Source organism: Pseudomonas sp. NFXW11 (genome assembly GCF_049887815.1).
Taxonomy (GTDB): domain Bacteria; phylum Pseudomonadota; class Gammaproteobacteria; order Pseudomonadales; family Pseudomonadaceae; genus Aquipseudomonas.
On record NZ_JAGEKI010000008.1, the window covers coordinates 91,200 to 117,059 of the forward strand.

At 62.7% G+C, this 25,860-nt stretch carries 27 protein-coding genes and 1 pseudogene; 12 read left to right on the forward strand and 16 right to left on the reverse strand.

The window, feature by feature from the left end; translation table 11 throughout:
• Positions 1-663: a LysE family translocator gene (locus J4P02_RS14350; RefSeq protein ID WP_426191279.1), complete on the reverse strand. Its 663-nt coding sequence runs from the start codon at positions 661-663 to the stop codon at positions 1-3.
• Between the two features lie 279 nt (positions 664-942).
• Between J4P02_RS14350 and alaC the strand changes: the two genes are divergently transcribed.
• Positions 943-2,157: an alanine transaminase gene (gene alaC, locus J4P02_RS14355; protein WP_426191281.1), complete on the forward strand. Its 1,215-nt coding sequence runs from the start codon at positions 943-945 to the stop codon at positions 2,155-2,157.
• Between the two features lie 110 nt (positions 2,158-2,267).
• Here the strand turns inward: alaC and J4P02_RS14360 are convergent, their stop codons facing one another.
• Positions 2,268-3,620, reverse strand: a complete 1,353-nt coding sequence (locus J4P02_RS14360; protein WP_426191283.1) for a GntP family permease — start codon at positions 3,618-3,620, stop codon at positions 2,268-2,270.
• Positions 3,621-3,710: 90 nt separating this feature from the next.
• Entirely contained in the window at positions 3,711-4,238 is a 528-nt protein-coding gene (locus J4P02_RS14365; protein WP_426191285.1) for a gluconokinase, read from the reverse strand.
• Positions 4,239-4,454: 216 nt separating this feature from the next.
• On the opposite strand from J4P02_RS14365, the gene J4P02_RS14370 reads away from it, so the two are divergent.
• Complete coding sequence (locus tag J4P02_RS14370) at positions 4,455-5,486, forward strand: LacI family DNA-binding transcriptional regulator (RefSeq protein ID WP_426191642.1); 1,032 nt, start codon at positions 4,455-4,457, stop codon at positions 5,484-5,486.
• A gap of 6 nt (positions 5,487-5,492) precedes the next feature.
• On the opposite strand, the gene J4P02_RS14375 is transcribed toward J4P02_RS14370, so the two are convergent.
• Complete coding sequence (locus J4P02_RS14375) at positions 5,493-6,110, reverse strand: LysE family transporter (RefSeq protein ID WP_426191287.1); 618 nt, start codon at positions 6,108-6,110, stop codon at positions 5,493-5,495.
• Between the two features lie 66 nt (positions 6,111-6,176).
• Between J4P02_RS14375 and J4P02_RS14380 the strand changes: the two genes are divergently transcribed.
• Entirely contained in the window at positions 6,177-7,112 is a 936-nt protein-coding gene (locus tag J4P02_RS14380; RefSeq protein WP_426191289.1) for a LysR family transcriptional regulator, read from the forward strand.
• Between the two features lie 30 nt (positions 7,113-7,142).
• Here the strand turns inward: J4P02_RS14380 and J4P02_RS14385 are convergent, their stop codons facing one another.
• The gene (locus tag J4P02_RS14385; RefSeq protein WP_426191291.1) at positions 7,143-8,033 is read right to left on the reverse strand and encodes a LysR family transcriptional regulator; all 891 of its coding nucleotides are present in this window, start codon (positions 8,031-8,033) and stop codon (positions 7,143-7,145) included.
• 123 nt (positions 8,034-8,156) lie between these two features.
• Here J4P02_RS14385 and J4P02_RS14390 point away from each other — a divergent pair, with 123 nt between their 5' ends.
• From J4P02_RS14390 to J4P02_RS14405, 4 genes are all read left to right on the forward strand, one after another.
• The gene (locus J4P02_RS14390; protein ID WP_426191293.1) at positions 8,157-8,588 is read left to right on the forward strand and encodes a PACE efflux transporter; all 432 of its coding nucleotides are present in this window, start codon (positions 8,157-8,159) and stop codon (positions 8,586-8,588) included.
• 99 nt (positions 8,589-8,687) lie between these two features.
• On the forward strand, positions 8,688-9,320 hold the full coding sequence (locus tag J4P02_RS14395; protein ID WP_426191295.1) for a glutathione S-transferase family protein: 633 nt from the start codon (positions 8,688-8,690) through the stop codon (positions 9,318-9,320).
• Positions 9,321-9,351: 31 nt separating this feature from the next.
• On the forward strand, positions 9,352-10,095 hold the full coding sequence (locus tag J4P02_RS14400) for an NAD-dependent epimerase/dehydratase family protein (protein ID WP_426191297.1): 744 nt from the start codon (positions 9,352-9,354) through the stop codon (positions 10,093-10,095).
• 166 nt (positions 10,096-10,261) lie between these two features.
• Positions 10,262-10,762, forward strand: coding sequence for a hypothetical protein (locus J4P02_RS14405; RefSeq protein ID WP_426191299.1), 501 nt, complete (start codon positions 10,262-10,264; stop codon positions 10,760-10,762).
• A gap of 104 nt (positions 10,763-10,866) precedes the next feature.
• On the opposite strand, the gene J4P02_RS14410 is transcribed toward J4P02_RS14405, so the two are convergent.
• The 3 genes and pseudogenes from J4P02_RS14410 to J4P02_RS14420 all read right to left on the reverse strand — a co-directional run bounded on the left by J4P02_RS14410 (position 10,867) and on the right by J4P02_RS14420 (position 13,575).
• Complete coding sequence (locus J4P02_RS14410) at positions 10,867-11,406, reverse strand: methyl-accepting chemotaxis protein (protein ID WP_426191644.1); 540 nt, start codon at positions 11,404-11,406, stop codon at positions 10,867-10,869.
• Between the two features lie 6 nt (positions 11,407-11,412).
• A pseudogene (locus tag J4P02_RS14415) lies at positions 11,413-12,186 on the reverse strand (PAS domain-containing protein); the annotation flags it as partial.
• A 528-nt stretch (positions 12,187-12,714) separates the two neighbouring features.
• Positions 12,715-13,575: a LysR family transcriptional regulator gene (locus tag J4P02_RS14420; RefSeq protein WP_426191301.1), complete on the reverse strand. Its 861-nt coding sequence runs from the start codon at positions 13,573-13,575 to the stop codon at positions 12,715-12,717.
• A gap of 98 nt (positions 13,576-13,673) precedes the next feature.
• Here J4P02_RS14420 and gstA point away from each other — a divergent pair, with 98 nt between their 5' ends.
• Both gstA and J4P02_RS14430 read left to right on the forward strand, forming a co-directional pair.
• Complete coding sequence (gene gstA / locus J4P02_RS14425) at positions 13,674-14,276, forward strand: glutathione transferase GstA (protein WP_426191303.1); 603 nt, start codon at positions 13,674-13,676, stop codon at positions 14,274-14,276.
• 68 nt (positions 14,277-14,344) lie between these two features.
• Positions 14,345-14,770 carry a GNAT family N-acetyltransferase gene (locus J4P02_RS14430; protein WP_426191305.1) on the forward strand — a complete coding sequence of 142 codons (426 nt, stop codon included), beginning with the start codon at positions 14,345-14,347 and terminating at the stop codon, positions 14,768-14,770.
• Between the two features lie 9 nt (positions 14,771-14,779).
• Here J4P02_RS14430 and def read toward each other — a convergent pair whose 3' ends face one another.
• The 3 genes from def to J4P02_RS14445 all read right to left on the reverse strand — a co-directional run bounded on the left by def (position 14,780) and on the right by J4P02_RS14445 (position 16,647).
• Complete coding sequence (gene def, locus J4P02_RS14435) at positions 14,780-15,319, reverse strand: peptide deformylase (RefSeq protein WP_426191307.1); 540 nt, start codon at positions 15,317-15,319, stop codon at positions 14,780-14,782.
• A gap of 2 nt (positions 15,320-15,321) precedes the next feature.
• Positions 15,322-16,266 (reverse strand): YihY/virulence factor BrkB family protein, encoded by a 945-nt coding sequence (locus J4P02_RS14440; protein WP_426191309.1) that lies wholly within the window; start codon positions 16,264-16,266, stop codon positions 15,322-15,324.
• A 189-nt stretch (positions 16,267-16,455) separates the two neighbouring features.
• Positions 16,456-16,647: a CsbD family protein gene (locus J4P02_RS14445; RefSeq protein WP_426191311.1), complete on the reverse strand. Its 192-nt coding sequence runs from the start codon at positions 16,645-16,647 to the stop codon at positions 16,456-16,458.
• Between the two features lie 209 nt (positions 16,648-16,856).
• Here J4P02_RS14445 and J4P02_RS14450 point away from each other — a divergent pair, with 209 nt between their 5' ends.
• Positions 16,857-17,234, forward strand: a complete 378-nt coding sequence (locus J4P02_RS14450) for a hypothetical protein (RefSeq protein WP_426191313.1) — start codon at positions 16,857-16,859, stop codon at positions 17,232-17,234.
• Between the two features lie 66 nt (positions 17,235-17,300).
• Here J4P02_RS14450 and fadD1 read toward each other — a convergent pair whose 3' ends face one another.
• Both fadD1 and fadD2 read right to left on the reverse strand, forming a co-directional pair.
• Positions 17,301-18,989, reverse strand: coding sequence for a long-chain-fatty-acid--CoA ligase FadD1 (gene fadD1, locus J4P02_RS14455; RefSeq protein ID WP_426191315.1), 1,689 nt, complete (start codon positions 18,987-18,989; stop codon positions 17,301-17,303).
• 372 nt (positions 18,990-19,361) lie between these two features.
• Complete coding sequence (gene fadD2, locus J4P02_RS14460) at positions 19,362-21,050, reverse strand: long-chain-fatty-acid--CoA ligase FadD2 (protein WP_426191317.1); 1,689 nt, start codon at positions 21,048-21,050, stop codon at positions 19,362-19,364.
• 216 nt (positions 21,051-21,266) lie between these two features.
• Here fadD2 and J4P02_RS14465 point away from each other — a divergent pair, with 216 nt between their 5' ends.
• On the forward strand, positions 21,267-22,211 hold the full coding sequence (locus J4P02_RS14465) for a lysophospholipase (RefSeq protein ID WP_426191319.1): 945 nt from the start codon (positions 21,267-21,269) through the stop codon (positions 22,209-22,211).
• A 44-nt stretch (positions 22,212-22,255) separates the two neighbouring features.
• Positions 22,256-22,726: a MaoC family dehydratase gene (locus tag J4P02_RS14470; RefSeq protein ID WP_426191321.1), complete on the forward strand. Its 471-nt coding sequence runs from the start codon at positions 22,256-22,258 to the stop codon at positions 22,724-22,726.
• 48 nt (positions 22,727-22,774) lie between these two features.
• Here the strand turns inward: J4P02_RS14470 and J4P02_RS14475 are convergent, their stop codons facing one another.
• Genes J4P02_RS14475 through J4P02_RS14485 form a run of 3 tightly spaced genes read right to left on the reverse strand, consistent with a single transcriptional unit; the run spans position 22,775 to position 25,833 of the window.
• Positions 22,775-23,641 carry an efflux RND transporter periplasmic adaptor subunit gene (locus J4P02_RS14475; RefSeq protein WP_426191323.1) on the reverse strand — a complete coding sequence of 289 codons (867 nt, stop codon included), beginning with the start codon at positions 23,639-23,641 and terminating at the stop codon, positions 22,775-22,777.
• Between the two features lie 10 nt (positions 23,642-23,651).
• On the reverse strand, positions 23,652-23,858 hold the full coding sequence (locus J4P02_RS14480) for a DUF1656 domain-containing protein (protein ID WP_426191325.1): 207 nt from the start codon (positions 23,856-23,858) through the stop codon (positions 23,652-23,654).
• On the reverse strand, positions 23,845-25,833 hold the full coding sequence (locus J4P02_RS14485; RefSeq protein ID WP_426191327.1) for an FUSC family protein: 1,989 nt from the start codon (positions 25,831-25,833) through the stop codon (positions 23,845-23,847). Before J4P02_RS14485 ends, J4P02_RS14480 begins: the two co-directional genes overlap by 14 nt.
• Positions 25,834-25,860 lie beyond the last annotated feature (27 nt).

Here is a 25,860-nt window from a genome sequence, read left to right on the forward strand (position 1 = left end):
TCAGAGCGCCGGAAGGTCCGCGGTGGCGGCGCCGAGAATGAACTCCTGATAGCCGGATAGAATCACGTACACCGCGAAATAGCAGAAGATCGCCGCCGATGCCAGGTAGGAGTAGCGCAGCAGCTTGTCGCCCAAGAGCTTGCCGCCCTGGGTCGCGGCCAGGCACAGGCCCAGGGTCCAGACCAATCCTGCGCAGAAGAAACCAGCGAGGAACAGCCCCGAATCGGCGATCCCGCCGCCCCCGGATCGGGCAATCAGGGTGCCGCCCACGGCGGCGAACCAGAGGATCGCACTGGGCGAGGACATGGCCAGGAAGATCCCGCGAAAGAACTCCTTGCGCGGCGACCCAGGGTCCGCCTCCCCCGCCGTGGCCAGCACCCCGCCGTGATGGATGGCGGCGTAGATCATCTTCGCCGCGAAATACAGCAGCAGTGCCGAGCCGCCGATCCACAGCACCCAGCGCACGCTTTGGTACTGCAGCAGCACGGTCATCCCGGCCAGGGCCAGCAAGGCGTAGATCAGGTCGCCGACACAGGTGCCCAGGCCCAGGCAGAAGCCCTGGAAATAGCCACGCTGCATGGCCAGGGTGATCATCGCGATATTGGCCACGCCGATGTCCAGGCACAGCGAAAGGCTCAGCAGGAAGCCGCTGGTAAATTCCATTGTTCGTCCCGTTTACTGCGGTTGTTCGAAGCGTTGCGACGGCCATCGAAGGCCGATCAAGAGTCCGCGCAAAGGCGCTTGGCGTTGCTTGCAGGCAAGAAGCGTGCACGTTATAGCGACAAACCCCGGGCCCTCGCAAACCCTTGCCCGGGCTTGAAAATAATTTTCCAGCCCTCTGGACAAGCCGCCAGCGGCGCCTTTATCGTCTGCCCCGCAGGCCACCGCAGTGGCCAACGTCGCTCGGACGGTTCCGGGCGCTTACGTCCTATCGAGGCAACAATGGCCGAACAAGGTTCGCCGCGCCGCTTTGCGCGCATCGATCGTCTTCCCCCCTATGTATTCAATATCACTGCCGAGCTGAAGATGGCTGCGCGTCGGCGCGGCGAAGACATCATCGACTTGAGCATGGGTAACCCCGACGGCGCGACTCCGCCGCATATCGTCGAGAAACTGGTCACCGTCGCCCAACGCGAAGACACCCACGGCTACTCCACCTCCAAGGGCATTCCACGGCTGCGCCGGGCGATATCCCGTTGGTACAAGGATCGCTACGAAGTCGATATCGACCCGGAAAGCGAAGCCATTGTCACCATCGGCTCCAAGGAAGGCCTGGCGCACCTGATGCTGGCCACCCTGGACCAGGGCGACACGGTGCTGGTGCCCAACCCCAGCTACCCGATCCATATCTACGGCGCGGTGATTGCTGGCGCCCAGGTGCGCTCGGTGCCGCTGGTGCCCGGCGTGGACTTCTTCGCCGAGCTGGAACGGGCCATTCGCGGCTCGATTCCCAAGCCGAAGATGATGATCCTGGGCTTCCCCTCCAACCCCACAGCGCAGTGCGTGGAGCTGGATTTCTTCGAGCGGGTGATTGCCCTGGCCAAGCAGTACGACGTGCTGGTGATCCACGACCTGGCCTATGCCGACATCGTCTACGACGGCTGGAAAGCCCCATCGATCATGCAGGTGCCCGGGGCCAAGGACATTGCGGTGGAGTTCTTCACTCTGTCCAAGAGCTACAACATGGCCGGCTGGCGCATCGGCTTCATGGTCGGCAACCCGGAACTGGTCAACGCCCTGGCGCGGATCAAGAGCTACCACGACTACGGCACCTTCACCCCGTTGCAGGTGGCGGCGATTGCGGCCCTGGAAGGCGACCAGCAGTGCGTGCGCGACATCGCCGAGCAGTACCGGCAGCGGCGCAATGTGCTGGTCAAGGGCCTGCATGAGCTGGGCTGGATGGTGGAGAACCCCAAGGCCTCGATGTACGTCTGGGCCAAGATCCCCGAGGCCTACGCCCACCTCGGTTCCCTGGAGTTCGCCAAGAAGCTGCTGGCCGAGGCCAAGGTCTGCGTCTCCCCGGGCGTGGGTTTCGGCGAGTACGGCGACGACCATGTGCGCTTTGCCCTGATCGAGAACCAGGACCGCATCCGCCAGGCGGTGCGCGGCATCCGCGGCATGTTCCGCGCGGACGGGCTGGTGCAGAAAGGCAGTTGATCGACCCGGCGCGCTGGAGCGCTATCGCGAGCAAGCTCGCTCCTACAGATAGAGCAGGCACAAAAAAACCGCAGCGATGCGGTTTTTTTGTGGCCGGGTTAACGGCTGCTTTAAACCACCAGCGACAACAGCAGGATAAAGATCAGGCCCACCACCGAGAGGATGGTTTCCATCGCCGTCCAGGTCTTGAAGGTTTCCGCCACGGTCATGTTGAAGTACTGCTTGACCAGCCAGAAACCGGCGTCGTTGACGTGGGACAGAATCAAGGAACCTGCGCCGGTGGCCAGCACCAGCAGCTCGCGGTTGACCCCCGGGATCATCCCCACCACCGGCACCACGATGCCGGCGCCGGTGATGGTGGCCACGGTGGCGGAACCTGTGGCGATACGAATCACCGCCGCCACCAGCCAGGCCAGGAGGATCGGCGAGATCTGCGCATTGACCGCCATATGGCCAATCACATCACCCACGCCGCTGGTCACCAGCATCTGCTTGAAGCCGCCGCCGGCACCGATGATCAGGATGATCGCCGCGGTAGGCGCCAGGCTGGCATCGAGCAGGCCGAGGATCTGCTTGGAGCCGATGCCCTGCTTGTAGCCGAAGGTGTAGAGCGACAGCAGCAAGGCCAGCAGCAGGGCGCTGATCGGGTGACCGATCATGTCCATCCAGATGCGGAAGAAATGCCCGTCCGGCAGCGCCACGTCGGCGAAGGTCTTGAGCAGCATCAGGAACACCGGCAGCAGCACCGTGAGCAGGGTCACGCTGAAGCTTGGCAGGTTGCTGTTGTCATTTTCCCGCGCCAGCTGGTCCACCAGCTCCTGGGACGGATGGCCGGGGATGTACTTGGCGATAAAGGTGCCGTAGATCGGACCGGCGATGATCGCGGTCGGCAGGGCAACGATCAGGCCATAGAGAATGGTCTTGCCGATATCGGCGCCAAACACCCCGATCGCCAGCAGCGGCCCCGGATGCGGCGGCACCAGGCCGTGCACCGCAGACAGGCCGGCCAGCAGCGGGATACCGATCTTGATCAGCGACACCCCGGTACGCCGGGCAACGATGAACACCAGCGGGATCAGCAACACGAAGCCGATCTCGAAGAACAGCGGAATGCCCACCAGGAAGGCGGCGAACATCATCGCCCACTGCACCCGCTGCTTGCCGAACGAGCGGATCAGGGTCTGGGCGATCTGATCGGCACCGCCGGATTCAGCCATCATCTTGCCGAGCATGGTGCCCAGGGCCAGGATGATGCCGACAAAACCGAGCACGCCACCGAAGCCGTCCTGGAACGCCTTGATGATCTTGTCCACCGGCATGCCCGAAGTCAGGCCGAGGAAACCCGCGGCGATGGTCAGGGCAATAAAGGGATGCAGCTTGAAACGGGTGATCAGCACGATCAGCCCGATGATGGTGACCACTGCATCAACCAGCAGATAGGTCTCTTGGGACATGCCAAACATGGATTTGCCTCCGGTTTGTTGTTTTTATTTAAGCGTTAAAAACAATGACGAAATGGGATAGCGCTACCTTTTTCGAACCGATAATCAGCATCAAGGTTCAAGGCCATGCTCAAGCCACCACTGGTTGGCCAGCTCGGCCAGGCGCTGGACGCTCAGGCTGCTGGCATCCAGGGCCAGGGTGAGCGGCTCGCCCACAGGGGATTCGAGGGTGGCGAACTGACTGTCGATCAGGGTCGACGGCATGAAGTGCCCTGGCCGGTGCGCCACGCGGTCGGCGGCGACGGCGGGGGTCAGCTCGAGAAAGACGAAGCCCAGGCCGGGGGTCGCGGCGCGCAGGCGCTCGCGGTACTTGAGCTTGAGCGCCGAGCAAGTCAGCACCGGGCGCTGACCGGCGGCCAGGGCACGGCGCAGTTCATCGCACAGGCTGTCGAGCCAGCCGGCGCGGTCGTCGTCGTCAAGAGGAATGCCGGCGCTCATCTTGGCGATGTTCGCCGCCGGGTGAAAACTGTCGCCTTCGATGGCCGTGGCGCCACTGCGCTGACACAGGGCCTGGCTGACACTGGACTTGCCGCAGCCGGCAACGCCCATGATGACCAGGGCGGTGATGGGTTGACTCATGTAACACCTCAGCGCGCAGACAGCGCTACCTTCGCTAGTTGAAAAATCTAGTACAAAAACAGTGTCTGCCGACGCCTTCTTGTCATTTTTGTGGGTTGCCGCGTATATAGTCCGCCAAACCAAAGAGCGAGGGTCAGGCACACCTCGCTCACGCATTGCAGCTGTTCTAGGACAGCGCTACCTTAGTGACTTGAATTTTGTTTGGCAAGCCGTCTGATGACCACCCAGAAGAACGATAAAAACACCCGCACCACGGGTCGCCCGACCCTCAATGAAGTGGCCCGCCTGGCTGGCGTCAGCCCGATCACCGCCTCCCGGGCGCTGCGCGGCGTCAGCAGCGTGGCCACCGAACTGGTGGAGCGGGTGCAGCAGGCCGCACTGGAGCTGAACTACGTGGTCAACTCCGCCGCCCGCGCCCTGGCTTCGGCCCAGAGCCAGTCGGTGGTGGTCTTGGTGCCCTCGCTGTCCAACCTGCTGTTTATCGAAACCCTGGAAGCCATCCATCAGGTGCTGCGGCCCAAGGGCTTTGAAGTGCTGATCGGCAACTACCACTATTCCCGCGACGAAGAAGAGAACCTGCTGCGCAACTACATGACCTACCAGCCTCGGGGTCTGTTGCTCACCGGTTTCGATCGCACCGAGAGTTCGCGGCGGATGATCGAGGCCAACAATATTCCCTGCGTCTACATGATGGACCTGGACTCCGGTGCCGGGCTCAACTGCGTGGGTTTCTCCCAGTTGAGCGCCGGCGAAACCGCCGCCCGCCATTTGATCTCCCGCGGGCGCAGGCACCTGGCCTATGTCGGCGCGCAACTCGACCAGCGCACCCTGCTGCGTGGCGAAGGCTTCCGCCGAGCCCTGCAAGAAGCCGGGCTGTACAACCCCGACCTGGAATTGCTGACCCCACGCCCCTCCTCCGTGGGCCTGGGCGGCGAGCTGTTCCTGCAGCTGATGCAGAGCCAGCCCCAAGTGGATGCGATCTTCTTCGGCAACGACGACTTGGCCCAGGGCGCCCTGCTGGAGGCCATGCGCTGCGGCATCAAGGTGCCCGAGCAGGTGGCGGTGCTGGGCTTCAACGACCTGCCGGCCTCCGAGCACATGGTGCCGCGCCTGAGCAGCATCAGCACCCCGCGCGAAGCCATCGGCCGCCGCGCCGCCGAGCAGATGCTGACCCTGCTGGCCGGCAACAGCGTGGCCGAACCGGTGGTGGACATGGGCTTCGAACTGCGGGTTCGGGAAAGTACCTGAGCCCTCTCAGGGCCTGAGGCTCAAGACGCTGAGCAACAGGCCGAAGCCCACCAGCACACCGCCGAACAGTTGGTCGATGCGGCGCTTGTAGGCCAGCAGCCGACCGGCAATCGCCGGCGCCGAAAAGAACAGCGCCACCAGCACAAACCACAGCACATGGGCCAGGACGATGATCGCGCCATAGCCGATCTGCACCGGCAAGGCCGTGCCCGGCTCGATCACCTGCATAAACAGGCTGAGGACGAAAATCATCGTCTTGGGGTTCAGGGCATTGGTCAGGAACCCTGCACGCAAGGCCGCCCACCCCGACATCCGGGCACTCGCAGACTTTTCCTGCTCGCCGGTAACCGGGCTACGCAACAGCTTGATCCCCAGATAGATCAGGTAGAGGGCCCCGGCGATCTTCAGCCCGTTGAACCACAGCAACGACTGCTGCAACAGCACCCCTACCCCTAGCAGGCTGTAGCCGATATGCAGCATCACCCCAAGGCCGATCCCCAGGGCGGTCAGCACGCCGTGGCGACGGGAAAGCGCCAGGCTGTTGCGAGTAACCAGGGCAAAGTCGGCCCCCGGGCTGAGTACCGCAAGAACGGTGATGGTGATGACAACTAACAGTTCGGTCACTTTGCCTGCGCCTTGGTTATAGAATCAGGCGCTACTCTATTGGGCCTCCCACCTTCGTTGCTAACGATGAAAACTGACATTCTTGGTGATAAAAACTCACAACCCTTGAAGCGCCGCCTGCCGCCCCTGGGCGCCTTGCGTTGCTTCGAGGCGGCGGCCCGCCTGGAAAGCTTTACCCAGGCCGGCGCGGCCCTGCACCTGACCCACGGCGCCATCAGCCGCGCCGTGCGCGCCCTGGAGGATGACCTGGGCTGCACCCTGTTCGAGCGCCGCCAGCAGCGGGTTTTTCTCACCCCCGCCGGGGCCGAACTGCTGCACAGCGTGACCCAGGCCCTGGACCTGCTGGACAGCGGCGCCCAGCGCTTGCGCGAAGCCGGGCGCAATGCTCCGCTGGTGCTGTCGTGCGAGCCGACCCTGCTGATGCGCTGGCTGATTCCGCGCCTGCCGGCGTTCCAGGCGGCCCATCCTGAGGTATCGATCCAGCTGCTGGCCGGTGGCGGGCCCTTTTCCTTCAACGCCGGGATCGACCTGGCGATCCGCCGCAACGACTTTGCCTGGAGCCGCGACACCCAGGCCCACTGGCTGTTCGACGAGGCCGTGGGGCCCGTGTGCCGACCAGACAAACAAGCCGAGTGGGCACCGCAGATCAAGGGCCAGGTGCAACTGGCGGCCCAGGCCCCACGCCTGCACAGCGCCACCCGGGCCCAAGCCTGGGAGCAGTGGCTGCAATTGCAGCAATGGCCAATGACCCCGGCGCCCCAGGAGCAGGTCTTCGAACACTTCTACTTCAGCCTGCAAGCGGCAGTGGCGGGCCTGGGCCTGGCCATCGCACCCTGGCAACTGGTGCGCGACGACCTGGCCAGCGGGCTGCTTTGCGCACCCTTCGACTTTGTCGCCGACGGCAGCGCCTACTACCTGCTGTCCCCAAAGGCCATCGACGAACATTCGGCAGCGGGCCGGCTTCTGAACTGGATAAGGGCAGCGGCAAGCCTCAAGCCGTGAGCTGCAAGCTTGCCGCTTGTGGCTCGTGGCTTACGGCTCGCTACTTGCCCCTAGCGCTTGCACCAAGGCCAGGGCGCCCTTCTGCAGTGGCTGGTTCTTCAGCCACACCGTGTGCACCGGCAGGTGCAGGCCATTGTCGATGTTCTTGAACTGCAAGCGCTGCAAACTGCCGGCCGCCAGCCTGGGCTGGATCACCGACAAGGGGAAATTGCCCCAGCCAATGCCCGCCTCCACCATCTGCAAGGCCATGGCCAGGCTGTCGGTGCGCCACAGGGATTCGCCCACCAGGGGCCGGGTGTCGCTGAGTGGCAGGTCGCGGCTGGCCACCACCACCTGGCGCACCTTGATCAGCTCCTCGAGGAACAGCGAGCCAGCGCAGGCCTGGTACAGCGGGTGACGGGCCGAAATGCAGGCGATCATCTGCTCGCTGCCCAGGTACTGGAAGTACTCCAGGGCATTCACGCTGAGCCCGGCAAAGGCCAGTGCCACACTGACCCGGCCGCTGTGCAGCAGGTGCAGCACATCGTCCTGGGGCGCGCTGAGCACTTCCACTTCCAACAACGGATAGCGCTCGGCCAGCACCTTGATCGCCTCCAGCAAGCGCTGCTTGTCGATGTCATCCACCACGGCGATCGACAGCTTGCTTTCCAGCCCCAGGGACAGCTCGACGGCATGCACCTGCAACTGCTTGAGCTGGTCAGCGATCAGCCGCGCGTGGGGCGCCAGGGACAAGGCCAACGGCGTGGGCAACGGCTCGCGATGGCGGCGATCGAACAAGGCATAGCCCAGTTCAGCCTCAAGGTTGGCAATACCCATGCTCACCGCTGAAGGCACCTTGCCGAGAAAACGCGCCGCAGCGGAAAAGGAGCCGCGATCGAGCACGGCGAGAAACAACTGGATGCTGTCGCTGGAAAAATTCATGGGTGCCAACCTATCAGGAAAACTGAAAGCTTCCGACTTTTTCTGTCATCCGTATTGAAGCTATCTTTTGCGCCCTGCGCCAGCCCCGGCCTGGCCATCCGCATTCAATCACGAGGAATCCGCATGCAAGGCGTGAAACGCAAACTGCTCTATGTCTCCCTGTTCGAGGTTTTCGGCATGACCTTCTCGGCCCTGGGCCTGGCCCTGCTGTCGGGCTCTTCACCCAGTAGCACTGGCCCCTTGGCGGTGGTGATCACCAGCATCGCGGTGACCTGGAACTTCATCTACACCAGCCTGTTCGAGCGCTGGGAAAGCCGCCAGGCGTCGCGCACCCGCACAGTCAAGCGGCGCATCGCCCATGCCGTGGGCTTCCAGCTGACCCTGATCGTGTTCCTGATTCCGCTGATCGCCTGGTGGATGCAGATCAGCCTGGTACAGGCCTTCCTTCTGGACCTGGCACTGATCCTGTTCATTCCCTGCTACACCTTCGCCTTCAACTGGCTATTCGACCGGGTCTTCGGCCTGCCGGCCTCGGCCCTGCCCGACCCGGCCTGACACCTGCGCCGGCCTAAGGGCCGGTAAATTGACGTCGCCGAACGCCTGTCACGCTGATAGATTCCCAGGGCCAACCCAGGCCACGAACAAGGAAGCGTCATGGCAACCCCTTGCAGAATTCTCGGCAAAGCTTCGTCAATCAATGTCAGGAAAGTCCTGTGGACCTGCGAGGAACTCGGCCTCGCCTACCAGCAGGAAGATTGGGGCAGCGGCTTTCAGTCGACTCACAGCCCGGAGTTCCTCGCCCTCAACCCCAATGCCCAGGTGCCGGTGCTGATCGATGAGGCCGGCGTTCTCTGGGAATCCAACAGTATTTGCCGCTACCTGGCCAACCTGCATCCCGGCAGCGGCCTGCTGCCCATCGCGCCACGGGCCCGAGCCCTGGTGGAGCAATGGATGGACTGGCAGGCCACGGAGCTCAATCCCTCCTGGAGCTACGCCTTCATGGGCCTGGTGCGCCAGCATGCGGATTGCCAGGACAAGCAGCGCATCGCTGCCAGCCTGACAGCCTGGAACGCCAAGATGGCGATACTCGAACAGCAGCTGCAAGGCTCGGGCGCCTTTGTCCTGGGCGAGGCCTTCAGCCTGGCGGATATCGTCCTTGGCCTGTCGGTCAACCGCTGGAAGATGACCCCCATGCAACACCCCGAATTCCCGGCCATCGAGGCCTACTACGAACGCCTCGGCCAGCGCCCGGGCTTTCTCTTGCATGGACGCAACGGCACACCCTGACAGAGCACTTTCAACCCTTAGGAGATTGGCAATGGATGCACTCAACGTACTGGTCACAGGTGCCTGCGGCAGGATCGGCAAGACGTTTTTCCAGGCCTCCCAGGAGCGCTACCGCTTCACCCTCACCGACCGGGTGGATGCGGACTTCGAAGTGCCCGCGCCTCACCGCTTCCTGCGCCTGGATCTTGACCAGCCGCAGGCCCTCGAGCACCTGCTAGAGGGGATCGACGTCATCGTGCACCTGGCCGGCATTCCCCACGCCAGTGCCGGGTTCGACGAGCTGCTGCCGAACAATATCCTCGCCACCACCTACCTGTTCGAAGCGGCGGCCAAAGCCGGCTGCCGACGCCTGGTGTTTGCCAGCAGCGCCCAGACCATCGAAGGCTACCCGGTGGACCGGCAGATCACCCCGGGCATGCCGGTGATTCCGGCCAACCTGTATGGCGTGAGCAAGTGCTATGGCGAAGCCCTGTGCGCTTTCTATGCCGCCAGGCGCGGCTTGTCCTGCATCGCCCTGCGCATTGGCGCCTTTGAATTCCCGGAGCACCACGAGCTGACCACCACCCGCGACCTGAGTGCCTGGCTGAGCCCTCGGGATGCCGTGCAGCTGTTGCAACGGGCGGTGGAAACCCCGGGGGTGCAACTGCTGATCGGGCACGGCATTTCCAACAATCGCTTCAAACGCCTGGACCTCAGCGAAACCACCCGGGTGTTGGGCTACCAACCGGTGGACGATGCCTTTGCGCAAGACTTCGGCATCCCCATCACCTACTGAGACGGCAACAGCCGGCGGTCGAGCTTGCCAGTAAGCGGCAAGAGTTTTCCGCTGGCTGCCGATTCCTTGTCACTGCCTTTGCTCAAGCCATTGATTTAGCGAGACTTAAATTAAGGCATGGAACTTGCTAAAACACTTGCCTAGCCACTTACACAGGTTCCCGATCATGTTGGTCAACGCCCAGAAATCCGTTTCGGTGCAGCCCACCTCGCGCACCGATATGGACCCGACTAACGCTGCCGCCAGCGCGCTGTACAGCGGCATGCTGCAGCAGGCCCAGAACTCGGTGACAGTGCCGACGTCGCAGTCCAGCCAGCAAGCCAATACCGTGGATGACAACGTCAACGCGGCATTTGCCAAGACCCGCGTCCTGCTCCAGGCCACGCCGCCCACCACCAGCACTCCGCAGGCCAACAGCGCCACGGAAACCGGTGCCTTGAGCGAGTTCAAGGACTACATGAGCAAGACGCCGGAACAGCGTCTGCGCGACAGCATCCTCAAGGACATGGGCCTGACCGAGGAAGACCTGAAGAACCTGCCGCCGGAGCGCCAGCTGGCGATCAGCCAGGAAATCGCCCAGCGTCTGCAGGACAAGATGCGGCTGGCCGCGGAAGAGAAAAAGGATAACGTCAAGCCAATCGACGAGAAGTTCCTGGCCTCGCTGTAACCGCTGCCCGAATGGAAAACGCCGCTGCCTCGAACAGAGCCAGCGGCGTTTTCATTTGCAGCGGGTAAAAAGGACCCGACGAGTTCAAGTGGCCTGGGTACAGGTCACTGCAATTGCAGGCTCGAATTGAACTGGCTGATGGCATTCACCACATGCCGTGAGCCTTGCTGGATCTCCAGGATCACCTCCCCCGCCTCGTTGGCCAGCTCTACCCCCAGACCAGTGCGGCTCAGGCTGGACTGCATGCTGGTGACCGCGCTCTTGGACAGGTCGTGGTTCTTGCGCACCACCTCGACGATCTCCACCGTGGCCTGGCTGGTGCGCGCCGCCAGGCTGCGCACCTCGTCCGCCACTACCGCGAAACCGCGCCCATGCTCGCCGGCCCGAGCCGCCTCGATGGCCGCGTTGAGCGCCAGCAGGTTGGTCTGGTCGGCAATCCCGCGGATGGTCTGGACGATGCTGCCAATGATCTCCGACTGCTTGCTGACCGCGTCGATGCTCAGCGCCGCCTCGTTCAGGTCGTGGGAAATCTGCTGGATGATCTCCACCGTCTGCTGTACCACTTCCGAGCCCTTCTGGGCACAGGCGTCGTTCTGCACCGACGTGCTGTGGGCGGACTCGGCCGCCGACTGCAGGGTGGTCATCTGTTGAGTGATGTCGCTGGCGAACTTGACCACCTTGTACAAGCGGCCCTTGGTATCGAACAGCGGGTTGTAGGAGGCTTCGAGAAACACCGTCTGACCGTACTTGTTCTCCCGTTCGAACCTGTGGGAGTGATATTCGCCACGGTTCAGCGAGGCCCAGAACTGCTTGTATTCGGCAGACTCGGCTTCGGCCCGGTGGCAGAACATGCTGTGGTGCTGGCCGATGATTTCATTGGCCGAGTACTGCATCGTCTTGAGGAAGTTGTCGTTGGCGCGAATGATCTTGCCATCCGGGCTGAACTCGATGATCGCCATGGAGCGGCCGATGGCGTTCAGCAGGCTCTGGTTCTCGTGTTCGATATGAATGCGTTCGGAAATGTCCGAAGCCACCTTGATCACGCTTTTCACATGGCGTTCGGCATCGAGCACCGGCATGTAGCTGGCCTCGAGCCAGATTTCCTGGCCGCGCTTGTTCAGGCGCAGGAAGGTGCCGCTGATGGGTTCACCGCGGGCCAGGTCACGCCACAGCTTGGCGTACTCCTCACTGCGGTAGAACTCTTCCTCGCAGAAGATCCGATGGTGCTTGCCGCGAATTTCCTCGACGGAATAGCCCATGGCCTGGCAAAAATTCTCGTTGGCGTCGAGCACCATGCCGTCCGGGGAAAACTCGATCATGGCCATGGAGCGGCTGATGGCCGCCAACTTGGCATTGGCCTCGCTCAGCGCACAATTGAAGCGTTCGATCTCCAGCAGGTCAGCCTTGTGATGTAGGTTAAACATGGTTGTATCACCTTCAACGCTGTCTTTTGATTGACGGAAGTTTCAAGTCTTTCAACTGAGCCACCACAACGTTACATAAAACACGGCAAGCGCCTTTCTCCCGGCGAGAAAGGAAGTATCAGGTGATCAATGATGTTTAATCGGAGAGTCCATATGGCAACACTCTTATCAAGCCATCCTTTTCCTGATGACCCGTGACCGGGCCAGCCCTAACAAAGAAAGGAAACTCCATCTAATTAGTTGCTCCTGATCCGGCGGTGCCTCTAGTTGCGCACTCTCGGCCTTATTCATGGCTTCAATCCTGTGCCCGAATGAAGATTTGACGAACACTGGTTATAAGATCGAAGACATCCCGGGACAGTGATTGAAAAACCACCAACAGGCTTTTTCACAATTGAGCATAGACAGCCAGCAAGTCTATGCAAGGCCACCAGTCAGTCTGTTTTCACAACCTGTAAAGCAGTGAAATGCATTCGCTACAAGTATCAAATAAGACATAAACATGGCTCGCCAATGCACGGTCGCCGACTAGCCCTGGGCAAGCATCTGCAAGAACGCCTGAACCACTTCGCAGCACTCCCGCCCCGGTGCCGCCACCAGGGCGAACTGGCGTTCGATGGCGTGGCTCAGTGGCAGCACCCGCAATCCCTGGCGCTGTTCCGGCAGGGTGCTCTGCGGCACCAGGGTCACTCCCAGCCCCTCACGCACCAGGCTGAACGCGCTGTTCCACTCCCGCACCTCGATACGCACATCCGCCAGGGGCATCCCAGCCTCGGCGGCCAGGCTGCGGGCATTCACCGAACAACCGCCCGTGGCCAGGACAAAGGGCTGGGCCAACAGGCTCGAGAGGTCGATAGTGGATGCCCGCCAGGGGTGCGCCGCGGGCAGTACCGCCACCCAGGCATCCAGCCCCAGCAGCCAGGAACGACGCCCGGGCGCGGGGTTCAACACCACTCCCAGGTCCACCAGTTGCGCCTCCAGCAGGGCCTCCACTTCATCGTCGCTGACCTCCAGTTGCATCACCTCGATCCCCGGGTGCAACTGCTTGAAACGGCGCAGCAAGGGGGGTAGGAAACGCGCCAGCACCATGGGAAACCCGGCCAGGCGCAGGTTGCCCTGGAGCATGCCCCGGGCCTCATCCACCTGGCGTCGCACCTGGGCCAGGGCACCGAGCATCACCCGCGCCTGCTCCAGCACCTGCAAGCCGATGGCCGTGGGCAGCGCCTGGCGATTCTCGCGGACAAACAGCTGCACGCCGAGCACGTCTTCCATCTGCGCCAGGGCCTGGCTGGCCCCGGACTGAGTCATGCCCACCTGCTCGGCGGCGCGGGTGATGGTGCCGCAATCGGCAATCGCCACCAGCAGGCGCCAGTGCATCAGGTTCATCATGGCAGTAGCTGTCCTTATGGCAGTTTTCTGAAAGATTAATTTTACCCATGCCACAGCCCTGCCCGACACTGCTCCGCACCTTCACCAGAGAACCGCCGATGAAACTCTACTACGCCCCTCAAGCCTGCTCCCTGGCCTCGCATATCGTGCTGCGGGAACTGCAATTGCCATTCGAGGCAATCCGCGTCGACAACCGCAGCAAGCGCACCGCCGATGGCCAGGACTTTCTCGCCATCAACCCCAAGGGTTATGTCGCCGCCCTGCAACTGGACAATGGCGAGGTACTGACCGAGGGCCCGGCGATCCTGCAATACCTCGCCGACCTCAAGCCTGAAGCCGGGCTGGCGGCGGCCAATGGCAGCTGGCAACGGGTACGGCTGCAGGAAAGCCTGAACTTCATCACCACGGAAGTGCACGGGGTCCTTGGCTGGCTGTTCAACCCCGAGTTCGATGAGGACGTGAAAGAAGTGTTCCGGCAGAAGCTGTTCAAGCGCCTGACCCTGCTGGAACAGACCCTGGAGCACCAGGACTACCTGCAAGGCGAGCAATTCGGCATCGCCGATGCCTACCTGTTCACCGTGCTGCGCTGGACCACGCTGTTTGCCATCAACCTGGCGACCTGGCCGGCCCTGGTGCGCTTCCAGGCCCGGGTCGAACAACGCCCGGCGGTACGCCAAGCCTTGGCGCTGGAGTTGGCCTAAGCCGGGAGCACAAGCCACCGCGGCTTCTTTATAATCCGCGGCTTTTCCTGGCCCCGCGCGGAGCGCCCATGTCCAGCCTTCAGATCAGCCTGCTTGCCGATAGCGCACGACCATTGCTGAACAAGTTCTACCGTCAGCACCAGTCGCCCATGCGCGCGGCGTCCGCAGGCCAGCTGTGGGTGATCAGGGAGAGCGAGATAGTCGCCGGGATGAGCCTGACGGTCGTGGCCCATGGGCATTGGCTGACAGGGCTGCTGGTGGCGCCGGAGCACCGTGGCCGGGGGCTGGCCAGGCAATTGCTGGAACGGGCCCGGCAGCAGGTTGAAGGGCCGGTCTGGCTGTTCTGCCATCCGCACCTGCAAGCCTTCTACCAGCGCCTGGGTTTCAGCCTCGATCCCGACCTGCCACAACCCCTGGCCGAACGGCTGCTACGCTACCAGCGCAGCAAGCCGCTGCTGGCCATGGTTTGCGGCTGCGAGCGGCAGGCTTGCTGAGGGGCAGCCTCAGTCGTCAGCGCTGGGATCGAGATCGGGAAACAGCACCTCGGTGAATCCGAACTTGCGAAAATCGCTGATCCGCGACGGGTAAAGCCGGCCGATCAGGTGATCGCACTCATGCTGCACCACCCGCGCATGAAAGCCCGAGGCCACCCGCACTATGGGCTCGCCCTTGGGATTGAAGCCCTCGTAGCGGATCTGCCGATAACGCTGCACCGCGCCACGCAGGCCCGGAACCGAAAGGCAACCTTCCCAGCCCTCTTCCAGCTCCGGGCTCAAGGGCGTGATCAAGGGATTGATCAGGATGGTCTGGGGCACGGCTTCGGCATCCGGGTAACGCTCGCTGTGCTCGAAGCCGAAGATCACCAGTTGCAGGTCGACGCCAATCTGCGGCGCCGCCAGGCCTACCCCCCCGACGCTTTCCATGGTCTGGAACATATCGTCGATCAGCGCCCACAGCTCCGGGCTGTCGAACATCTCGCGCGGTACCGCAGGTGCGATGCGCAGCAGGCGCTCATCGCCCATCTTGAGGATTTCACGAATCATGATCAGGCTTCATCAGTGGTCGGCTTGAGCGAGTGGTCCCGGCCCAGTCCCGAAACGTGTTGTTTTTCATCGTGCCCGGCAAAGTCCTTTTCCCCAGGGTTCTTGCCTTCGGCCGACAGGTGTTCGATCACCGCGTTCATCTCCGCCCCCAGCAACAGCACTGCAGCGGAGATATAGAAGTACAGCAGAAGCACGATGATCGCGCCGATACTGCCATACATGGCGCTGTAGTTAGCGAAGGTTCTCACGTAGTAGGCAAAAGCCAGGGAGGCGACTATCCATACCACCACCGCCAGCACCGAACCCGGGGTAATGAAACGGAATTTCTGCTTCACATCCGGCATCACGTAATAGATCAGCGCCACCGCCATCATCATCAGCAGCACGATCACCGGCCAGCGCAGGATAGTCCACAAGGTGACGATGAAATCTTCCAGCCCCACCTGCCCCGCCAGCCACGCCATCACCTGCGGGCCCAGCACCATCAGCGCCGCGGCCACCAGCAGCATGCCGGCAATGCCCACGGTGTAGAACACCGACAGCGGAAAGCGCTTCCAGATCGGCCGGCCCTCGACCACGTCGTAGGCGGCGTTCATCGCACTCATCATCAGCCGCACGCCGGCCGAGGCGGTCCACAGGGCAATGAAGATACCAATCGACAGCAGGCCGCCCTTGGACTGCTGCAACTGGTCGATGACCGGGTTCACCTGCTCCAGGGCTTCACGGGGCAGCACCATCTCGGCCTGCAGGCGCAGCCAGGTGAAGAAGTCCGGCAGGTGCAGGAAACCGATCAGGGCGATCAGGAACAGGATGAAGGGGAACAGCGAGAACAGCATCTGGTAGGCCAGAGCCGAGGCGTAGGTGGACATCTCGTCCGCGATGAATTCCTGCACCGTGCGAACCAGCACACGGTGCAACGGCAAGCCTTTGAGGTCCGGAAAAAACATAGCGTCTCCTTTCGCCGCAAAAAGATTGAAGTCGATGGCGACTCAGGGGGCGTTTTCTACAACAAATTAGCTCAGTTGGCGAACGGCAACCAATCAGCTTCGGCAATCCGCCGGTTTTCCGGCACCGGCCACGCAGCAAAACGGCCACCCCGGGATGGCCGTTTTGCTGCTTGATCGAGGGCTGTGCTGTCACGCCTTGTCGATGGTTTTCTTCACTGCATCCTTGGCCTTGCCCAGGGCTTGCTGGGCTTCACCCTTCTTCTCCTGAATCTTGCCTTCAGCCTGCAACTTGGTGTTGTCGGTGGCCTTGCCGACGCCCTGCTTGATATTGCCGACGGCCTCGTTGGCCAGACCTTTTGCCTTATCTGCTGTGCTGCCCATGGTATTTCTCCGTAGAACATTCATTGATCGAACAAAGGTTTATCGCGTTACCCAGGGTTGACCCGCGGCTTTGGCCGGGAGTTTCAATTATTTTTCAGCGGCCATTTCATCGCGGCACCAAGGTTGCGCTTTATGTTTGTCGGGCAACCCGGGAGAATGCCAAGCCTGTTCAGGCCAGGCCCTGAAGATCCAACCCCTGTAGGAATGTTATGAAACTCGATAAAAAGCAGGCCATCGCCCGTAGAAACCAGGAACTGGGCGGTGCGGTGCTGGGCGTCAACAACTGCCATTTCGCGGAGCTGAACCGCAACCGCAATATCTGGTGGTTCGATATCCTGGTGACCCGGCTGGCCATCGGTCAGTACGAATGGGTGCACCTGCTGCTGCATACCCCCGACACCGATCAGCTGATTCACCTGAAAGTGCCGACCGCCTTCCTGCGCGAGCGCCGCGAAGGCCTGGTGGTGCGCAACGATGGCAAGCGCAAGGCAGCCCTGAGCCTGGAACTGAGCGCCGACAAGGACTCCTTCCTCAAGGATGTGCGCCCGGCCGGTACCGGCGTGAACTTCACCCAGTTCCAGCAGTAGCACCAGCTCGTTTGCCGCCCATGAAAAAGCCCCGCACTTGGCGGGGCTTTTCATGGGCGCTGGGGCTTACTTCTTCAGCCCGAGCTTCTTCAGCTCTTCGTCACGCAGCTCGCGGCGCAGGATCTTGCCGACGTTGGTGGTCGGCAGCGCATCGCGGAACTCCACGGCCTTGGGCACCTTGTAGCCGGTGACATTGGCCCGCATGTGCTGCATCACCTGCTCCTTGGTCAGGGTGACCCCGGGCTTGGCGACGATGAAGATCTTGATGGTCTCGCCGGATTTTTCATCTGGCACGCCGATCGCCGCGCACTGCAAGACACCCGGCAGCGAGGTCAGCACATCTTCCAGTTCATTGGGATACACGTTGAAACCCGAGACCAGGATCATGTCTTTCTTGCGATCGACAACCCGGATGTAGCCATTGGGCTGGATCAGCGCGATATCACCGGTCTTCAACCAGCCATCGCCGAGCACCTCATCGGTGGCGTCCTGACGCTGCCAGTAGCCTTTCATCACCTGCGGGCCCTTGACGCACAGCTCACCGACTTCACCCAGGGGCAATTCTTCGCCGGCATCGTTGATCACCCGGCACAGGGTCGAAGGCACCGGAATGCCGATGGTACCGATCTGGATGTTCTGGATCGGGTTGACCGTGGCCACCGGGCTGGTCTCGGTCATGCCATAGCCTTCACAGATTGGGCAGTTGGTCACTTCCTTCCAGCGCTCGGCTGCCGCCAGTTGCAGGGCCATGCCGCCAGACAAGGTGACTTTCAGCGCAGAGAAATCCAGCTTGCGGAAGGTTTCGTTATTGCACAGCGCCACGAACAGGGTGTTGAGGCCGACGAAACCGCTGAACTTCCACTTCGACAGTTCCTTGACCATCGCCGGCAGGTCCCGCGGGTTGCTGATCAGGATGTTGTGGTTGCCGATCAGCATCATCGCCATGCAATGAAAGGTGAAGGCATAGATGTGGTACAGCGGCAGCGGGGTGATAACGATCTCGCAGCCTTCATTGAGGTTGGAGCCCATCAGCGCCTTGCACTGCAGCATGTTGGCCACCAGGTTGCGGTGGGTCAGCATCGCGCCCTTGGCCACGCCGGTGGTGCCGCCGGTGTATTGCAGCACCGCCACATCGCTGCTGGCCGGGTTGGCTTCGCGTACCGGCTGGCCCTGGCCCTTGCGCAGCACATCGTTAAACTTGACCGCCTGGGGCAAGTGATAGGCCGGCACCATCTTCTTCACATACTTGATCACGCTGTTGATCAGTACGCGCTTAAAGGTGGGCAGCAAGTCCGCCACTTCGGTGACAATCACATGCTTGACGCCGGTCTTGGGCACCACGGCCTCTGCCAGGTGGGCCATGTTGGCCAGGCAGACCAGGGCCTTGGCCCCGGAGTCGTTGAACTGGTGTTCCATTTCCCGCGCGGTGTACAGCGGGTTGGTGTTGACCACGATCAGCCCGGCGCGAATCGCCCCGAAGACCGCGATCGGGTATTGCAGCAGGTTGGGCAGTTGCAAGGCGATTCGATCGCCGGGCTGCAAATCGGTATGCTGTTGCAGGTACGCGGCAAAGGCCCCGGACAGCTCGTACAGTTCACCGTAGGTGATTGTCTTGCCGAGGTTGCTAAAGGCCGGTTTGTCAGCGAAACGTTGGCAGGACTGCTTCAACACCGCTTGAATATTCGGATACTCGTCAGGATTGATATCGGCAGCAATCCCAGCTGGGTACTTATCCTTCCAAAAGTCTTCGATCATGGAAGCCCACTCCTCAGCAACGCGAATTCATCACCGCAGTTGATGCGATTATTATTTGTCTGTGTTTTTTATTGGTGTCTATTGTTGGTGAGTCTGGCTAGTACTTAAGGCCGAGAAGTCACAAAGCGCGCCGAGAGTAGCAGCTTTGCAAAAGCCCTACTAGAGCCAATAAAGACCTGAATAGTCACTTAAGTGACTCAAGACAATCTAGTGGTCATTTTTAGAGCAAAAGTTCTACCACCCTGAAATCCGCTCTGGCCCGGTACTTTGCGCCCGATCAAAGGCACAAGGGCCGGCCCATGCAGCAATGGGTCGGCCCCTGGATCAACAATCTAGAGCACGCGGAGCTTTTGGCACCAGCACGCAGGCCGATCAGGCGATATCCCGCAGCTCCCGGCGCAGGATCTTGCCCACCGGCGTCATCGGCAACGACTCGCGCAGCACGATGTGCTTGGGCACCTTGTAGCCGGTGAAATTCTCCTTGCAGTAGGCCTTGAGCTCTTCCAGGCTAAGCCCGCTTTCCCGGGGCACCACAAACAACTTCACCGCTTCGCCGGAACGCTCGTCGGGCACGCCGATCACCGCGCAGTTGGCGACCTTGGGGTGTGCCATGACCACGTCCTCGATCTCGTTGGGGTACACGTTGAAGCCCGAGACGATGATCATGTCCTTCTTGCGATCAACGATGCGCACGAAGCCGTCGGGATCGATCACCGCAATGTCCCCCGACTTGAACCAGCCCTCGGCATCCAGCACCTCGGCCGTGGCCTCGGGTTTGTTCCAGTAGCCCTTCATGATCTGCGGCCCCTTGATGCACAGTTCGCCGCGCTCGCCCATGGGTTGCTCCTGCCCCTGGTCATCGATGACCTTCAAGGTGGTGCCCGGCACCGGCAGGCCGACGGTGCCCAGGCGCGAGCGCTCGCCGTAAGGGTTGGTGCAGGCCACCGGTGAGGTCTCGGTCAGGCCGTAGCCCTCGGTGATGCGACATCCGGTGATCTTCTGCCAGCGCTCGGCCGTGGCCTTGACCAGGGCCGTGCCACCGGAGTTGGTGAGCTTGAGGCTGGAGAAATCCAGGTTCTTGAATTCCGGGTGATCCATCAGCGCCACAAACAGGGTGTTGAGCCCCAGCAACGCGGAAAAGCGCCACTTCTTCAATTCCTTGATAAAGCCACCGATATCCCGCGGGTTGCTGATCAGCACGTTGTGGTTGCCGGTGACCATCATGCACATGCAGTTCGCGGTGAAGGCATAGATGTGGTACAGCGGCAGCGGCGCGATCATCACCTCCTGCCCATCCCGCCACTGGGTATTGCCATCGACGCCATGCTGGCCAAGGCAGGCCCGCACCTGCTGCATATTGGCCACCAGGTTGCCGTGGGTCAGCATCGCGCCCTTGGGCAGGCCCGTGGTGCCACCGGTGTACTGCAGCACGGCGACATCCTCGAGCCCCGGTTGCTGCGCCTTCATGGGCTGGCCACGGCCCAGGCGCAGGGCACTCTTGAAGGCCATCGCCTGGGGCAAGTGATAGGCCGGGACCATCTTCTTGACCTTGTCCACCAGGGTATTCACCAGCCAGCCCTTGGCTGCCGGCATCAGGTCGCCCATTCGGGCCTCGATCAGGAACTGGATATCGGTGTCTCCCAGCACCTCCTGGACCTTCTGCCCGAAGACATTGAGGTAGACCAGGGCCCGGGCGCCGGAATCCTTGAACTGATGGCGCATCTCCCGCGCGGTGTACAGCGGGTTGGTATTGACCACCACCAGGCCGGCGCGCAAGGCGCCGAACACGGCGATCGGGTACTGCAGGATATTCGGCATCTGCACCGCGATCCGGTCCCCCGGCAACAGGTCGGTATGGCTCTGCAGGTAACCGGCGAAGGCCGCGCTGTAGCGTTCCAGCTCGGCGTAGGTCAGGGTCACGCCCATATTGCTGAAGGCCGGCCGATCGGCGAACTTCTTGCAGGAACGCTCGAACACCTCGATCACTGACTTGAAGGCCCCCTGGTCGATCTCGTTGGGGACGCCGGCCGGGCGCTTATCATTCCAGAAATCAGCTTGCATTATTCTTGTCCTCTTATTAGCTGCATGAGCGTTCCGGCCGCCCCTGCAACGCTGTCAGGGACGGGGCTCCCCGGACGTTAGCAGCTATGGCGATTCAGGCAAATATGCGCAAGTGCGTCATTAATTTTGTGAATCTTGCGTCCAACTCGCTGGCGAAACAGACGCGCAAGCGCCGATGGGCTATAAAGTGCAGCGTCTTCGAGCAAAGGAATCGCCATGACCCACGACACGTTCTGGCTGACCACCAGCGACCACCAGCGCCTGTTCGTCAATCGCTGGTTGCCCGACGGCCCGCTCAGGGCGGTGGTCCTGCTTTCCCATGGCATGGCCGAGCACAGTGAGCGCTACGCGCGCCTGGCCGCGGCCCTGGGCGCAGCGGGATACGCCACCTATGCCCCGGACCAGCGCGGCCATGGCCAGACCGCAGCGCATGGCGTGCTGGGTCACTACGCAGACCAAGGCGGCTGGAACAAGGTGGTCGGCGACCTGGCCAGCCTCAACCAGTACATCGGCCAGCAACACCCCGGCAGCCCCATAGTGCTACTGGGCCACAGCATGGGCAGCTACATCGCCCAGGCCTACCTGCTGCACCACAGCGCCAGCCTGCACGGCGCCATCCTCAGCGGCTCGAACTTCCAGCCCGTGGCGCTGTACCGCATCGCCAGCCTGATCGCCCGCTTCGAGCGCTGGCGCCAGGGCGGCCAAGGGCGCAGCGCGCTGATCGAATGGCTGTCCTTCGGCTCCTTCAACAAGGCCTTCAAGCCCAATCGCACGGCCTTCGACTGGCTCAGCCGCGACCCTGCTGAAGTCGACAAGTACGTGCACGACCCGCTGTGCGGCTTTCGCTGCACCAACCAGCTGTGGATCGATCTGCTCGGCGGCCTGCAGCAAATCAGCAAGATCGCCAACCTGGCACAGATCGATCCGGGCCTGCCGCTGTTGGTGATCGGAGGCGAATGTGATCCGGTCAGCGCCGGCAAGCGTCTCAAGGATCTGGCCAGCGCCTTGTGCGAAGCCGGCAGCCAGTGCGTGCAACTGACCATCTACCCGCAGGCACGCCATGAGCTGTTCAACGAAAGCAACCGCGATGCAGTGACCCACGACGTACTGGCCTGGCTGGATCAGGCCCTGCAGCACCGCCGACCGCCGCGGGCGGAGTGAGCCGCAGCGATACGTTCATTTATCTGTCAGAGGAATTGAGCAACATGACCCAGGTTACCAACACCCCTTACGAAGCCCTGGAAGTCGGCCAGACCGCCCAGTACAGCAAGACCGTCGAGGAGCGTGATATCCAGTTGTTCGCCGCCATGTCCGGCGATCACAACCCGGTGCACCTGGACCCCGAGTTCGCCGCCGCCACCATGTTCAAGGAACGCATTGCCCACGGCATGTTCAGCGGCGCGTTGATCAGTGCCGCGGTGGCCTGCGAGCTGCCCGGCCCAGGCACCATCTACATCGGCCAGCAGATGAGCTTCCAGAAGCCGGTGAAGATCGGCGACACCCTGACCGTGCGCCTGGAAATCCTTGAAAAACTGCCGAAATTCCGCGTGCGCATCGCCACCCGCGTGTTCAACCAGCGCGATGAGCTGGTGGTGGACGGCGAAGCCGAGATCCTCGCCCCTCGCAAGCAGCAGACCGTGACCCTGCCGAGCCTGCCGGCCATCACTGTCGGCTGAAGGCTCGCGGCGACGGGGCCGCTTGGCGCCCCGTCCCACCCTCGCCGGTTAGCGCCGATCCTGTTCCTGAACCTGCACGCTGGCGGTCATGCCGGCGCTCAGGTTGATCCCCGCCGGTACCTGCTCAAGTTTGATCCGCACCGGAATCCGCTGCGCCAGGCGCACCCAGTTGAAGGTCGGCTCGACCTCCGCCAGCAACTGCCCGTCGGGGGTGGCATTGCGATCGGTAATACCCCGGCTGATGCTCTGTACATGCCCCTGCAGGGGCTCTCCGGCACTCATCAACCAGACCTTGACCGGGTCGCCAACCTGGATCCGCGGCAGCTTGGTCTCCTCGAAATACGCCTGCACATAGAAGCTCCCATCGTCGATCAGGGCCATGACCGGCTGCCCGGCGTTGACGTAATTGCCTTCGGCCAGACGCAAGTTGGTGATATGCCCGTTGCGCGGTGCATGCACCTGGCTGCGGGCCAGGTTGAGCTCGGCGACCTTGGCCTCGGCCTGGGCCTGACGCAGCTCGCCACGGGCGATACCGGCATTGATCTGGGCGTTCTCCCGCAGTTCGGCGCTGATGGCCTGGGGGCCGAGGGCGGCGCGCCGGCTGGCTTCATGCTCGCGCAGGCTCAGTTGCTGCTGACGGGTCTGCACCACCGCCTGGGCCTTCTCCAGGGCAGCCTCGAAGCGCTCGCGATCGATGCTCAGCAACAGGTCGCCGGCCTTGACCTGCTGGTTGTCCGCCACCTTGAGCTCGCGCACCCAGCCGGAAACGTCCGGCGCCACTATCACCACATCGGCGCGAATCCGCGCATCCCGGGTCCAGGGCGTGAGCATGTAGTACTGCCACAGGTGATACCCGGCGAACAGCGCCAGCAGCACCAGGCACAGGGTCACGGCGACACGTACTGAGGTACGCATATTCAACTCCTTACAAGGGTCCCAGGACCACAGTGATCAAGCTCAAGACACAGACATACAGCGCGCAGTCGAACAGGGCTTCGTGCCAGATCCAGCGCCCCAGCCCGCTGATTCGCAGCAGCCAGCGCAACCCTCCGGTGACCAACAGCGCCAACAGCACATAAATCAGGAAGGGGCTGAGCAGCACCCCGCCCAGCGACCACTCACGCAAGCCCATGGCTGTCCTCCTGCTGCCGGCACCAATTGCGCCAGCTGTTATGCAATTGCAGCACCGCGCCACTGGCCAGTTTCAAGGCATCACTGGGCGGCAGCTGGCCCAGGGCGTCGAGCAAGGCGGCACTGGGCGCCGCCAGGGCCTCCTGGCGACTGCCCGCCGGGCCCTGTTCGAGGATGCGCTGCAACTGCTCGAAATACTCGCGCTGGGCACGCCCGCCCGAGGCCTGGGCCACCGCCAGGCTGAGGCGCAGGTGCAGCAGCTCGTCGCCTATATCCAGGCCTTGCAGGCCATCGTCCCAGCGACTGCGTGCCGGCTCCGGCAACTCCGGATAATGCCGCGCCAACTGCAGCAGGCGGTCGGCCATGCGCCCGCCGAACCAGCTCTCGGCGCCACGCAGGTTGCGCCGGGTCAGGCGCACCAGATCGCTCAGGGTCGCCGCCAGCAGCCGTCGGCCATGCCAGGCCGGATTGCGCAGAATCAACAAGTGGAAGGCCAGCACCGCCGCGCCTACCCCCAGCACCATGGCCTGGGCACTGTTGAAGAACGTGGCGACATCGAAGCTCATGCGGTTCTGCGGCGCGATCAGCACGATGAAATGCAGGCAGAACGAGGTAGCAGTGGCACCAATCTGCGGCTGGGCCATGCCCAGGGCACCGAAGAACAGCGGCACGCCCAGGGCCATGGCGAGCATCGGGAAGCCGCTCCATTGGGGCAGCAGTAGCTCGCCCACGACAAAAGCTGCGGGGATTGCCAGGAAGATCCCACGCATAAAGCTCATGCCGATCTGCGCGCCATTCTCGCGACTGGCGAACAGGCTGCACACCACGCAGGTCAACAGCATCGCCCCGGAAGCCGCAGGCCAGGCAGTGGCCAGCCAGAAGCTGGCGACGCTGAGGAAGGCCAGGGCACTGCGGGCGCCAAAGACCAGGGCCAGGGACAGGTCGCGGTGGGGTGTCAGGGTGGCTGGCTGCTGTGCCGGCGCACGCCCTTCACGCACTGCGTCCAGGGCCTGAGTCGCCGCCTGGGCGGTGTCCAGCAGCAAGGCGAAACGCGCCAGGCAGAAGCTTTGTGCCGGGCTGATCGCAACATCGTGGGAGGCTTCCAGCAGGCGCACTCGCAGCGCCTGCAGGGCCGCTGGGTCGGCGACCTCCAGGGCCGCTTGCACCTGATCCATCCAGGGTTGCAGTTGCCGGGCCTGCTGACTGTCCAGTTGCTTCCACTGGCGCCGCACCGAGCGGGAGATGCGCAGCAGCATCAGCAGTTTCTGGCTCAGGCCACTGATGGCCCGGGCCCGCTGGCGGCCCAGCGGCCCTTCGAACCAGGCATGTTCACGCTGGGCATCCACCGCGACGATGCGCCCAAGAATTTCCAGCAGCCCGCGGCGTGCCTGGGCATCCCCCGCCAGGGTCGCGCGTGCCGCCTGCAGGCCACTGTCCCAGGCGCTGCGGGCCTGGTCCGCCAGTTGCCGCTCCACCCGCAAGGGCCAGATCAGCGCGCTGCTGGCGGTGGCGCAAATGATCCCCAAGGAAATTTCGGTGCAGCGCGCTACAGCCTGATCGAACACCGTCAACGGGTGGCTGATGGCGGGCAAGGCGATGATCGCCACGGTGTAGCCCGCCAGCACGAAGGAATAGGCCCAGGCGCTGCGCAGCAGGGTCGAGCTGGCGGTGCACAAGCCCAACCACAGCGCCAGGGCCAGCAGGAACAGCCACGGCGTCTGGGCGAACAGACTCATGAACAGCACCGACATGCAGGTGCCGACCAGGGTCCCGAGCAAGCGCGCCAAGCCCTTCTGCAGCACCATCCCGGACAGCGGCTGGGCAACGATAAAGGCGGTCATCAGGGCCCAGGCCGGCTGCTCCAGGCCCCAGCGCAACGCCAGCCACAGCGCCAGCCCGCCACCGAGCAGGGTTTTGATCGCGAATTGCAACGCGGGGCGGCTGGGAGCAAGCAGGGCCTGCAAGGTAATGGGCACGGAACGGCACTCTTGGAGGGACAGATT

Coding starts and splice junctions, on each gene's coding strand:
- J4P02_RS14350 (WP_426191279.1), bottom strand. CDS start 663: ATGGAATTTACCAGCGGCTTCCTGCTGAGCCTTTCGCTGTGCCTGGAC.
- alaC (WP_426191281.1), top strand. CDS start 943: ATGGCCGAACAAGGTTCGCCGCGCCGCTTTGCGCGCATCGATCGTCTT.
- J4P02_RS14360 (WP_426191283.1), bottom strand. CDS start 3,620: ATGTTTGGCATGTCCCAAGAGACCTATCTGCTGGTTGATGCAGTGGTC.
- J4P02_RS14365 (WP_426191285.1), bottom strand. CDS start 4,238: ATGAGTCAACCCATCACCGCCCTGGTCATCATGGGCGTTGCCGGCTGC.
- J4P02_RS14370 (WP_426191642.1), top strand. CDS start 4,455: ATGACCACCCAGAAGAACGATAAAAACACCCGCACCACGGGTCGCCCG.
- J4P02_RS14380 (WP_426191289.1), top strand. CDS start 6,177: ATGAAAACTGACATTCTTGGTGATAAAAACTCACAACCCTTGAAGCGC.
- J4P02_RS14385 (WP_426191291.1), bottom strand. CDS start 8,033: ATGAATTTTTCCAGCGACAGCATCCAGTTGTTTCTCGCCGTGCTCGAT.
- J4P02_RS14390 (WP_426191293.1), top strand. CDS start 8,157: ATGCAAGGCGTGAAACGCAAACTGCTCTATGTCTCCCTGTTCGAGGTT.
- J4P02_RS14395 (WP_426191295.1), top strand. CDS start 8,688: ATGGCAACCCCTTGCAGAATTCTCGGCAAAGCTTCGTCAATCAATGTC.
- J4P02_RS14400 (WP_426191297.1), top strand. CDS start 9,352: ATGGATGCACTCAACGTACTGGTCACAGGTGCCTGCGGCAGGATCGGC.
- J4P02_RS14405 (WP_426191299.1), top strand. CDS start 10,262: ATGTTGGTCAACGCCCAGAAATCCGTTTCGGTGCAGCCCACCTCGCGC.
- J4P02_RS14410 (WP_426191644.1), bottom strand. CDS start 11,406: ATGACCACCCTGCAGTCGGCGGCCGAGTCCGCCCACAGCACGTCGGTG.
- J4P02_RS14420 (WP_426191301.1), bottom strand. CDS start 13,575: ATGATGAACCTGATGCACTGGCGCCTGCTGGTGGCGATTGCCGATTGC.
- gstA (WP_426191303.1), top strand. CDS start 13,674: ATGAAACTCTACTACGCCCCTCAAGCCTGCTCCCTGGCCTCGCATATC.
- J4P02_RS14430 (WP_426191305.1), top strand. CDS start 14,345: ATGTCCAGCCTTCAGATCAGCCTGCTTGCCGATAGCGCACGACCATTG.
- def (WP_426191307.1), bottom strand. CDS start 15,319: ATGATTCGTGAAATCCTCAAGATGGGCGATGAGCGCCTGCTGCGCATC.
- J4P02_RS14440 (WP_426191309.1), bottom strand. CDS start 16,266: ATGTTTTTTCCGGACCTCAAAGGCTTGCCGTTGCACCGTGTGCTGGTT.
- J4P02_RS14445 (WP_426191311.1), bottom strand. CDS start 16,647: ATGGGCAGCACAGCAGATAAGGCAAAAGGTCTGGCCAACGAGGCCGTC.
- J4P02_RS14450 (WP_426191313.1), top strand. CDS start 16,857: ATGAAACTCGATAAAAAGCAGGCCATCGCCCGTAGAAACCAGGAACTG.
- fadD1 (WP_426191315.1), bottom strand. CDS start 18,989: ATGATCGAAGACTTTTGGAAGGATAAGTACCCAGCTGGGATTGCTGCC.
- fadD2 (WP_426191317.1), bottom strand. CDS start 21,050: ATGCAAGCTGATTTCTGGAATGATAAGCGCCCGGCCGGCGTCCCCAAC.
- J4P02_RS14465 (WP_426191319.1), top strand. CDS start 21,267: ATGACCCACGACACGTTCTGGCTGACCACCAGCGACCACCAGCGCCTG.
- J4P02_RS14470 (WP_426191321.1), top strand. CDS start 22,256: ATGACCCAGGTTACCAACACCCCTTACGAAGCCCTGGAAGTCGGCCAG.
- J4P02_RS14475 (WP_426191323.1), bottom strand. CDS start 23,641: ATGCGTACCTCAGTACGTGTCGCCGTGACCCTGTGCCTGGTGCTGCTG.
- J4P02_RS14480 (WP_426191325.1), bottom strand. CDS start 23,858: ATGGGCTTGCGTGAGTGGTCGCTGGGCGGGGTGCTGCTCAGCCCCTTC.